Below are 11899 nucleotides of genomic sequence, written 5' to 3'. Positions count from 1 at the left end.
TCTCCTCTTACATGATTGTACACTCCTTTTGTAAACGCATACAACATTTGATTATCTAGTTTTTTTGTACCCCAAAATGTCCTTACTGGATAATCACAGAATGGAGGTGATCTTACTTATACTAAGCAGCCAAAGTCATACTTACTGAGGAACGCAAAAATCATGAAGGAGTTGACTGATTAATGCAGAGGAGAAGAATGATCTGGACAGTAAAATGCCTGCTCGTGGTAACTCTTATGATCCCCTTATTGCTGAACGGACAAGCGGCAAATGCGTGGGAAGGTGTACCTGCACCAAAGCTTCATGTTAGTGGAAACCAGCTGGTAAACAGCAGTGGCCAAGCGGTTTTATTAAATGGATGGCATCAACCAGGGGGCTCATACTGGACTTACCAGGCTAGTAATTACTATTTAGATCGTAACGGCAGTAACCGCCATGCGGCGATTTTGGACTATTTAAAGGATATTACGAATACGTTTACCGACACTTCTCCGAAATATGGGAACAGCCATGGATGGTATATGAATCAGGTTCGCCTATTTATCGACAAAGAAGATATGGGTGATGTTGCAGCAGGCACATACAATTTTGCTGGTGCACAAGCATTTACGCAAAATGTCCTTATCCCTTATATCGAATATGCCAAGACTAGAGGCGTTTATGTAACGATTGGACTCGATTTCACACTGAAAGACAATCAAGCAACCACGCAAGCAAATCTCGATAAATTCAATCAAATCTGGGGCTACCTCGCCTCTGAGCCGAAGATTAAGAGCGCAGATAATGTGATGTTTGAACTCGTTAATGAACCCGTTCTGTCTTATGCTAACGGAAAATGGGGAGGTCATCCCAGCCAATCTGATTTTGTAGCACACTGGGGCGCACTTAATGACTTTCAAAATTCTATGATCTCGACAATTCGAAGCAAAGGTGCAGATAATGTGATATGGGCGGCAGGATTAGGCTGGGATCAGTACTATCAGCTGTGTGCATCTCACCCGCTAACGGATCCGCTGAACAACATCGGCTATTCTGTCCATTGGTATCCAGGTTACGGTGCCAAAGATGACTATACAACCTTACAGCAACAATGGGATACCAATATCAAGCCTTGTGCTGATAAATATCCTATTAACATTACAGAGACAACGTGGTTCAAAACACTTCCTGGAGACTCTTCCTATTGGGAGCTATTTAATGGTTCAAATGAAGGTTTTGGCAAAAATACAAAAGCGATCTTCACGACTGCAGGAAATGTGAGTATTGCGGTTCATATGAACGGATTTTTGCTTGGCACAGGCCCAAGAAGTACTTTTGCGGACCCAACGGCCGGTTTATTGTATGACGGAAATCCTTCTCGGGATGGCATGGCCCGCTTCATTTTCGAATGGTATTATGAGCGTGCGCAGATGAACCCTTGGAATGGGATCTGGAACGGAATTACATCCGGAAACACTTATAAACTAGTGAATCGAGCTTCCGGTAAAGCCATTGACGTGCCAGGAGGTCAGAATACAAATGGACTACAGCTTCAGCAGTGGCCTGATAATAATGCAACAGCTCAGCGCTGGGTGGTTCAGGACCTGGGCACTTACAATAACTATTACAAACTCGGAAGTGTAAGTTCATCCGATAATAAAGTCATGGATGTACGAAATGGAACGAAAAACAACGGGGAAGCGATTCAGTTATGGGAGGACTTGGGCAATACCGCGCAACAGTTCAGATTAATTAAGCTAAGCAGCGGTTATTGGAGCATCCTTAATATGAATAGCAATAAAGCTGTAGAGGTAGTTGGGTCCTCAACGGCTGACGGAGCAAAGTTACAGCAAAATCTTTATCGCGGCAATCTTAATCAACAATGGCAATTAATCAAAATAGATTAAGAGGAAAGGATTGAATTGTAAAGTTCACACAATGGAAAACGGAAATAAATATAAAGAAAATAACCAGAACTGAACTCAGTTCCGGTTATTTTTCTATTTTACCTAATAGGCTTTACGCACCCATTTGAGAAATAAACGAACACTGTAGCTTTCACTTCTCTTTTTTTAGTATCCAAACTCCATACGGTTCCATTTGCAAGGCACCCGTCAGCTTGGAACCAGAGAGTAGTTCCTCCGCCTCAGCGCTCAGTATAATCTCAGCCGGTTCTCCACTGTAATTGAGAAGGAATACCAATTCTTCCTCTCCATCTGCACGAACAGCAACTTCTACAGTAGAGGGAGCTTGGCACCATCCAGCTAATGGAGATTTCACAGGCAATCGCCCTAGAAGTTCACTTGCTAATGCTAAATCAAACGCTGCACCCCAATAGTAGACAAGTCCCTTACCTATACGATTGACGGTCAAAGCCGGTTTCCCATCATAATAGCTTGATGAATAGTGTGCTAATACCTCTACCGTATCGGATTGAACACGTAAGATATCGTTGAAGCTTGGAGCTGTAAAATCAATATCTTGATCTGTAAACTTCACTGATACGGGTGATGCGGTTCCATTTACCATAGTGAAATCCTCAACATGTATGCCACACATCTCGGCTGCTGGGCCTGGAAGCGGCTGCATGCGGCAGTGTCCGAATTCATTCTTATACCCTGTTCGGCAGCCGAATATAACAATCCCGCCACCCTCTACATATTTCTGTAACATCGCAGCTGTGCTGTCCCGTAGAATTGCTGGATGTGGGTAGATCAGTACTTTGTATTTGGACAACTCGGATTGTTGCTCTGACTCCATACCCGGGCGGATCATAAATATATCAGCGGGAATATGTCCGTATTGAAGTGCTTTATACCAGCTAAGCTCACTTTGCTTGGTCAAAGGACCATGCCACTGATCCAGCTCCCCATCCCATTCATTATCATAATCACGAACTAAAGCGACTTCTGCCACGTTATGTTTACCTACAATTCGTTCTCCAACCTTTTGCAGCTCTTGTCCAATATGACTTGCTTCCGCTACCCGGCGATTCGGCTGATTGTGATAATCATTGATCCCATGCCAGTAAATTTCCGTACCGAACGTTGCCGTTCTCCAGCGGAAATATAAGATCATGTCCGCTCCATGAGCGATGCTTTGGTAAGTCCATAATCGCATTTGTCCCGGTAATGGAGATGGCATCTCCATTTTGTTCACCCATCCCCCAGGTCCAGATTGTTGCTCCATCACGCAAAAGTTCGGTGACATGGATCTGACGTTGCTTAAAGACAAGCTCCACTTACGGTCCAGTAATGGCTTATCTCCAAGGTCTGGATAAATGGTACTGAACTGAGGATAGGAATCATAAGAAAAGAAATCAAGCAGGTCATCCGTCATAAGGTGGCTGTCCAAATGTCCAAACACACCGTTTGTTGTCACCCAATGATTAGGTGCTTCTGTTCGAAGAATATCTGCCTGCAGTTTTGCAAATGAGATCGTATTATCGGAAATAAATCGTTTTTCATCCAAAGCTTGATGCGGATTCGGTGATCCAGATACCGTCGGACGAGTAAGATACACCTGATCCCAGCTGGTATACGTTTGGTTCCAAAATACAGTACCCCATGCGGAGTTGAGCTGCTCTAGCGTATCATATTTTTTCTGCAGCCACTGACGAAATGCAAGATGATCTGCTTCCGAATAGAAAACATTAATCTCGCAGTTGAACTCGTTATCGATCTGCCAGCCTATAATGGCCGGGTGATCTTTATAGTGTTGTGCCATCTTTCTAGTGATTCGTTCACAAAGCTCTAAATACACTGGACTGCTGTAGTTATAGTGCCTTCTCTGTCCATGTTGATATGTAACCCCTTCCATAGATACGTTCAGCACCTCAGGATACTTATGAGTAAGCCATGCGGGCGGTGTAGCGGTCGGGGTTCCCATAATTACTTTTATACCGCTTATAGCTGCCTGTTCTAGAAAATCGTCAAACATCGTAAATTCAAACTTACCTTCCTCTGGTTCAAAGATGGACCAAGCAAATTCGCCAATTCGAATGATACTAAAGCCCATCTCTTTCATTCTTCTCAGGTCGTCTGTCCAAAGTGATTTGTCCCATTGTTCTGGATAATAACAAGCACCTAAGTGAAAGCGTTTTAACGATAAGGTTTTGGTCATGGTACATTTCTCCCTCGCTAGAAGTCGTGATGCTAATCTCTGTTTTTTACCTGTTCTTTGCAATACATAGATTACCATATCTAAAATTTATTGATTTGACTATTAATCTTTTCTTATCGAGTCTTTCCATATGAGATCTGCAGGAGGCAATTCTTCACCCATCGACATATAGATACGGTCAATCCTGAGTTCGGACTTTCTCGCAAGGATTGAAAATAGATGGTCACCCATCGTCAGTTCCAAAGCGGAAATGTAACACCAGTAATACAACTGAGCCGTGTTATAAGTATGAAATTTTCCTTGACCTAACTGCTCAGATAAGGGTCTCACAACGCCATCCAGCGACAAATAACAAGAATCCGACTGGTCATTATAATGACGAAGAAGCAGCCAAATATGATATGTTCCAGGAGTATGAATCCTCATTTGATAATGCATAGCCGGCGCAAGGTTTGGATCTTCCCATAGGATGCCAGGTTTAGAAACATGCATGGCAAGCCCTGTTCTGCCATTGGTTTCGGCCTGTAAATGACTCCAAGAAAGAGCAGTCCCGTCCATACTTGACGTGAGATAAGCATTTTCCGAATTTTCCAACACATACTCCGCCTCGATCGCAACAACGCCATTTGTTTCTAGAAATTTCCCTGTACCAAATTCTTTAATTATATCTTTTCTAGCATCTGGATTAACATGATTAGCATAGCGCTTCTTACCAAGTGATGCCTGCGGTATATTTACACCTTTCAAGAAAACATTGTGAACCGTTTTGTAAAAATCTCTCGTAGCATAAAGTACATTCGGAAGCGGTACTTCACTCTCTTTTGTCTTATACAACTCATTACATAAGCGCTCAACTTCATTCCACTCTACGTCAGGACATTCGAATTCTTGTTCAGAAACCGGTATGTGATTATGCCAACTGGTAATCGGACCTAAATTGGATGCGATATTCGGCTCGTCTGTATAGAGTATCATCTTGCTGATTGTTACATAATGATCAACCATATACAGATTTAAAACATGCTTACCTGCAGACAAGTAAGGGAGTTTAATTACCATTTTCTCTCCATTATTAAAGACGGATTCCTTCCAGTTCCCCATCCATTCATCACGGGTTTCTGATTCGACTATAATAGGCTCGGCATCATTTATTCCAATTCCAAACCGAATTTTCCCTGTAGAATGTAATGTAAGAAAGCGATGTAACTCCAGTGCGAACTCTCCGCTCTCTTTTAATAGAATGTCGTATCCTATAAAAGGATGTTTCTTCACCTCTCCATCAAGTGGTCGTAAGCTTGAGTTCCAAGCCATCATTGCTGCGCCTTCATATCTTCCGATCCCCGGAACAGTCACCCAGCCGCACTTTAGCTCGGTATCAGTCTCACAACTATAGTGATGGTATGAAGCTGCGGGAATAGCAATATAACCATCCGCTTCTATATATCCACTGAACGCTTGCGGAACTTCTACATGTTCTTCTATTAGAACACGTACGGAATGAACAGTTCCCTCCTTAAGATTTTGGACGGTAATGAGTCCAGTCTTGCCCGCATGCTTCATGGGATCATTCACTGACACCAAGATCCTCTTCTCGGTTTGGATCGATCCTTCTTTTTGGGAAATTGAAATAAAGTCAGCCCCTTCGGTTACCTCGATTCGAAAAGGAAGCTTTTCTTCTCCTAAATTACCTATCTCCAACCATTTTTGTCTTCGTCCATAGATAGAGAAATGCAGCACATCGTCTTCATTCCATAGATGAATGCTCATGCCGCTTCCCGATATTTGTAATGCAGGTTTTCTCGCAGGATACATGGCTGTAGGCGGAGGAGGAAAGCTCTCGGGAGTGAGAATGCCCTCCCATTTACCACCACTCATTTTTTTGTTATAAAAATGAAGCATGCTTCGCTTATAATCCATCATTTTTTTGGAAAGTTCGACATAGTGATCTGCCGCCTGCATGTTTCCACGATCATACGAAAGGACACTCCGATCCGCATAATAGAATTCATGATTGGTATAATAGGAAGCGTGGATTTTCATTAGAAATAGTTGAAAAAATGCGTCTCGCTCCCCCTGTGGAAGACGATAGATAATGTTATTTCCCCGTCTAAAGATATCCTCAAGCTTCATTAATCTACGGCCTGCTTCATCACCAAGTACGGTTTGTGAAAAGACATTGGAATTCATATGTTCAATTTTTCGTACATTCGTTACCTGTGCAAAAATCTCATATAATTCGGCTGCTTCCGCACCGTGATTTCCGGAAAAATTAGCGTTAATCCAGTGTTCAGTAAACTGTAATGCATTTTTCGTTAATGCCTTATCTTTGCCTGCTTCCCAGCCATATCGCAAGAAAAACTCCATATCCTGTTCAAGAGGCTTCAGTCCCCCTACATTTAGAATCCATAGTTTCCGTATTCCAGACTCATAAGACTTTTTCAGCTCATTCCCCGTGTGAGCCAAAGGAATGGAATTAATAAATAGATAGCTCATTGCGGTTCCTGGAGCAGCCCAGTACGAATTATGGTAATATAACCCGTTTCCACCCGTTCGTTTGCGCTCCGTTTCATTCGGATACCTGCGTACATGACCAAAGTTATCATTTGCCCATATTAAGGTCACGTTATCAGGTAACTCAAGTTCGCGATCATAAAGATTTAATACTTCTTTGTAAGGAATAAAGGTTTGTAACGAATGTTGTTCCCTTTCCTGACCAATGACGTCTTTAATGATTCCCCTTTGATTTTGTATGACTTCCCCTAGCAAAGAAACTCTTGCTTCTGTCTTCTCATCCTCATTCATTGATAGATCTTCATCGATTGCCTGAGTATGAAAACGAGAATCATGGATTCCGCGCATGCCAACGGTATAACACACTTCATAACTTTTGTTATTCTCGACGCTTTCCCGCCAATACTCTTCCAAAATCTCACGATTTTGTCCCTCGATAGAATAATCGTATACAGCGTCCGTATAACCTTTTTCCTCAAGCCAAGGTTCCCATTCGTTCTGATTACTGCGAAGCAGCATATCGCAATGTGATGTCCCCACCACAATCCCCATTCGATCCGCGAGTGCAGCATTTTCGGGATTTTCATTAAAATAATTCACGTGCATGGCTGGCCAGATGAAATTTGCTTTTAAACGGAGTAGCAGTTCAAAAATAGGTTGGTAGGTAGCTGGACCGATCGTACCATCTGTAGTATGAAGCTTAGCCCATTCATCCAGCTCTTCCTCATCATTTAAGAAGATTCCCCTGTACTTCACAGAAGGCCAATCCGCTTTTGAAAAATCAAGTGGCAGATGGAATACATCTTTTGTTTTTACGGGAACATCTGCAAAGTAATACCATGGGGATACACCGATCGCCTCACATAGATCATAGATTCCAAAAACGGTACCTCGCCTATCCGTTCCTATGATATAGAATACGCCGTTAACTACTTCTTGAAGAAAAGCTTCCCAGTGATATGAACCATCTTCCTGCTTCAGCTTATCAAGTGAAACCCCTTTTTCTAGTAGATGAGCTAGCAAGGACTGATTATTTACAAGAGTACCAATCACGATACTGCCCTGTTCTATTTCTTTCGTAATGACGGCTTTACAGCCGCAAACCCTGTCTATATCTCGGGTTACATTTTTTACAGCAAGATGCACTGCACTATTTTCCGTATCAGAAACATAAACCATTACGGATTGATTTCTTTTCAATAATTCAAATGGATTGATCATCCCTTGGTTTGACTTCAAGATTATGCCCCTCCTCCTATTCCATCGTTGGTAGCTAAACTATACCTGAATACCAAGTAATTATCTTTTGTTATTTTGCTATATTAAGGATTTGTTACATTATATTGCTACATAGAACGAAGGCTGAGCGATAAGTGCAGATTTGTTTCAAAAGCATTAGATATTAATCAATAATTCCATTTATTACATGTCCATGCATGATGTTGCAAATTTGTTGACGAATAATACGTACAATTAACCGAAATAATCTCGCGCATAAACTTCATCTAGCTTCATTTGAGTAATCAACTGATCAAGATCAGTAAACTTTATTTCGTCCCTGACATATTTCAAAAATTCAAGCGACACCATCCTATCATATAAATCGCCTGAATAATCTAACAGATAAGCTTCAATAGAATAAGACTGCCCATTTACAGTCGGACGGTAACCCGCACTTATTAAGGCATTATAGCGACCAGCATCTATTCCTTCGCCAAGTATTTCTGCTGTGCCTAAATATATACCGGGATTGGGAGGTACATAGAGGTCAGCGTCCCCGCCTAGATTGATCGTTGGATAACCCAATGTCCTTCCTAGCGCTTTACCATGAATTACTTTCCCATTAATCGCATATGGACGACCATATAGATTTGAAACAGTCTCCATTTCACCCTGCTTTACAAGTGATCGGATAGAAGAACTGCTGATTTTCTCCCCTTTTTCTTTTACTAGAGGAATAACAGTAACAGCAATACCTCGCTGCATATATAGGGAAATCAAGTCATCTGTATCCCAACTTCGCATTTTCCCAAAATGAAAATCTTCTCCAATAACGATCCTCCGAATGTTTAAACCGTTTAAATAAATATCCACAAATTCCTCTGCAGTTAAATCAGAAAATTCCTTTGTGAAATGAACATTGAAATATTGTTCTACTCCATGAGTTTGCAAGATGTCCAGCTTTGTTTTGAGCGGAGTGAGCGAACTTATATATTCAGGGTCTTCTCTCAGGACCCACAATGGGTGTTCAGAAAAACTCATCACTGATAATAAGCCATCCCTATAATCACGCGCTACTTTTATCAGCTCTTGATGACCTTTATGGATACCATCGAATTTTCCTATTACTAATGTAATAGGTGTAGAATCTACCACTGGCTTTGAATTAATATCAATATATTTCATAACAAAACTTCCTTAAAATCCATATTTGGCTTCTTCAGCCTCTCTAATATTGGCATAAGTCTCCGATAGTACGTAGGTATCTTCCACCAAACGTTCTATACGAAATAGCACATCATCATTTACTATTTCTTTTCGTTGAAAATCTTTTTCTTCTATAAAAACATAGGTATGAACAATTTGCGCTTTCATATAAGACAAAATTGGTTTCAATTGCTGCTCCGCTACTAAATAGTGACGCTGAGAACCTGCCGTGACGATCATACTAACCACCTTGTCGCGGAAAGCTTTTTCGGGCGCTAAATCAAATATATTTTTTAGTGTTGCTGGGATGGAAGCTTGAAATATGGGGGTTCCGATTACGATTACATCTGCCTCCATGATTGTATGAATTACATACTTGGTGTCCCCTTCATATTCCAGATAATTGCGACCATCACTGAACTGTACATCAAACTCCGCCAGATCTAGAAGGGTAACTTCTGCATCCGGGTATTTTTTATGAAAAGAAGCTGCTGTGTAATTCATAGCGACTCTCGTTTTTGAACCAATCTTTGATCCAGACAATAGAACGATTTTCATAATTCCGACCTCCAAGATCTTATTTTTTTGCTGTGTATTTTTTTATCGCCGGTAGAATTTCATTACCGATGATATCTATGTTTTTCATTAAATTTTCAAAAGGTACTCCACCAAAATCCATCTGCGCAATATATCGTTGATGACCGAACAGTTCATGTTGATAAAGAATTTTTTCAATGATTTGCTGCGGGCTTCCAATGTTCATGATATCGCGCGGATCGGCTCCTTGAGCAAACGCCTGTTTAGGAAAACCACGTCCATTTGTTAATTTCATTCCTTCATTAATATATGGGTAATAGGCTCTTTGTGCCTTCTGTGTCGTTTCATCCGCGTAAAAGAATCCGGCAGTCGCTACAGGCAACTTCAGTGGATCGAAGCCACTCTGTCTTGCAGCTTCACGATAAGCGTCAATAGCTCTTTTAAACACGGATGCAGGTCCGCCTAAATGGGCCAAAAACATAGGAACGCCTGCAATACCGGCTTTGATCGCACTAGCAGAAGTCCCTCCTACCGCTCTCCATATCGGTAAGTTTCCTTCTTCAGGACGAGGGAGAATTCTCACAGCATTGAGAGGGGCTCGAAATTCACCCTTCCAATTGATCAATTCATTTTTATTTATCTTTAATAACAAGTCGAATTTTTCTTCAAATAAGTCCTCGTAATCGTTGAGGTCATAACCTAACAAATCATAGAGTCCCACCCTCGAAGCACGCCCCGCAATAATTTCAGTTCGACCATTTGAGATCAAATCAATCGTAGCGAAATCTTCGTACACCCTAACCGGATCAGAGGTGCTTATAATCGTTGATGAGCTTCCTATTTTCATTTTCTTTGTAGCCTGTGCGATTGCTGCCAGCACAACGGTATGCGCTTGAGTGGCAAAATACTCTTGATGACTCTCGCCAACACTGAAAAAATCAATTCCTGCTTGCTCTGCTAATTGAGCCAAATCAATAATTTCCCGAATTCGTTGTTTGGCAGATATTCTGTTACCCGTGTTAGGATTTGCTAGATGATCACCTAATGTATAAAGACCAAATTCTAAGCCGTTATCTGCATTGATCCGATATTGTTCCATGTTACCCCTCTTTTCTTACATCCAGATTTATAGAGTCGTTTATTTTTACAATAGGTATATAAAAGTAAGTTACTATATTTAGTATATTGGAAAGGTTATGTATTGTCAATCTTTGTTTATATTAAGATTTACCTATAAATCTGAGATTAGTATAAAGTTTAAAATTCCACCTCTAAAACAGAAAAATCAGCGTTCAACGCTGATTTCACACAGTATTACTAAAACCGGGGTGTATTATTTCAACTTAAAGGAGTCAGGATATCCCGTCATGTAAGAGATCAATTCATCGCTTATTTCCCATTTAAAAGCTGCACTCAAAACAGGATCACGAAAAAAAGATTCTACTATCGCACGGTTTAAATCAGCCTGATAGATGACATGACTGGTTTCATTATTCTGCTGTAAGTTTATAATTATTTCCGTGGTTGCAAAGTTAATCTGTTGAAAACGGATTTCTTTTCGGTCAGGAAATCTATTGGATGTATAATAGATATTCAAATGATCTATGTCGTAAACTAAGCTGAAAGCTGTATCCTCTCTTTTAATAGACTGAAGGACGTCATAAACAAATGAGACATCCGCTCTTGAATTTTCCAGTAATTCTGCCGCACGAGTGAATCGTTTCATTGAATTTAATTCGTAATCGCTCCGTTCCTTTTCCCGCTTTTCCTCAGGATCTTTAAACTTCCTAATGGCTTCTAAGTATGGAGTATTAGCCATCACTTTTAGAGGGAGACTTTCTTCAGAATATATAGACAACTCTCCATTTAAAAATTCAAATATTGCACATTTTCCCGTTCTATCACAGATCATATAGTGGAGACGAGACAGCGGATTTACGATATGAACACATGTCGCTTTATTCTTTGCTTCTTCAACGGTTGCACAGGTATCCAGCATCAATTGAATCCATTGCAACTCACCGATGGCCGGGAGATCTTTTGGTTCAGGATAACTTGATTCCCAGAGTGTTGTCTGTTCCACCACAAGACCCGCTTCATTCATTCCACCGTTTGGAAATTCTTTGCTTACTTGTGAAACCGTCACGCTGCCGTACTTGGAGACCCACTGCATCGGACGATCTGGCGGCATAATCATAGCCGTTTTGTGAACCCCTTTCTTATTTGTGAAAAAATAAGCTCCATCATAAGGAACATCCTGGTTTTTGCCGAGCAATTTCACTCCATCTTGGTTTACAAAGATAGCGGTACTCATAACCTCACC

General features: G+C 41.1%; 7 protein-coding genes. 1 reads left to right on the top strand and 6 read right to left on the bottom strand.

Features of this window, described 5'->3' with window-relative positions; translation table 11 throughout:
• Positions 1-182: 182 nt before the first annotated feature.
• Positions 183-1886, top strand: coding sequence for an RICIN domain-containing protein (locus tag PV403_RS08590; protein WP_332084225.1), 1704 nt, complete (start codon positions 183-185; stop codon positions 1884-1886).
• A gap of 151 nt (positions 1887-2037) precedes the next feature.
• Here PV403_RS08590 and PV403_RS08585 read toward each other — a convergent pair whose 3' ends face one another.
• From PV403_RS08585 to PV403_RS08560, 6 genes are all read right to left on the bottom strand, one after another.
• Positions 2038-4101 (bottom strand): beta-galactosidase, encoded by a 2064-nt coding sequence (locus tag PV403_RS08585; protein ID WP_332084224.1) that lies wholly within the window; start codon positions 4099-4101, stop codon positions 2038-2040.
• Between the two features lie 102 nt (positions 4102-4203).
• On the bottom strand, positions 4204-7851 hold the full coding sequence (locus PV403_RS08580; RefSeq protein ID WP_332084223.1) for a glycosyl hydrolase 115 family protein: 3648 nt from the start codon (positions 7849-7851) through the stop codon (positions 4204-4206).
• Between the two features lie 234 nt (positions 7852-8085).
• Complete coding sequence (locus PV403_RS08575) at positions 8086-9018, bottom strand: bifunctional riboflavin kinase/FAD synthetase (RefSeq protein ID WP_332084222.1); 933 nt, start codon at positions 9016-9018, stop codon at positions 8086-8088.
• Between the two features lie 12 nt (positions 9019-9030).
• Positions 9031-9597: an NADPH-dependent FMN reductase gene (locus tag PV403_RS08570; RefSeq protein WP_332084220.1), complete on the bottom strand. Its 567-nt coding sequence runs from the start codon at positions 9595-9597 to the stop codon at positions 9031-9033.
• A 19-nt stretch (positions 9598-9616) separates the two neighbouring features.
• Positions 9617-10675, bottom strand: coding sequence for an LLM class flavin-dependent oxidoreductase (locus tag PV403_RS08565; RefSeq protein WP_332084219.1), 1059 nt, complete (start codon positions 10673-10675; stop codon positions 9617-9619).
• 234 nt (positions 10676-10909) lie between these two features.
• Complete coding sequence (locus tag PV403_RS08560) at positions 10910-11890, bottom strand: linear amide C-N hydrolase (RefSeq protein ID WP_332084218.1); 981 nt, start codon at positions 11888-11890, stop codon at positions 10910-10912.
• Between the last annotated feature and the right edge of the window lie 9 nt (positions 11891-11899).

The organism is Paenibacillus sp. GYB006 (assembly GCF_036577645.1).
Classification (GTDB): Bacteria; Bacillota; Bacilli; order Paenibacillales; family Paenibacillaceae; genus Paenibacillus.
The sequence above is the reverse complement of the archived record's forward strand: the minus strand, read 5'-3'. Positions and strand labels throughout refer to the sequence as shown.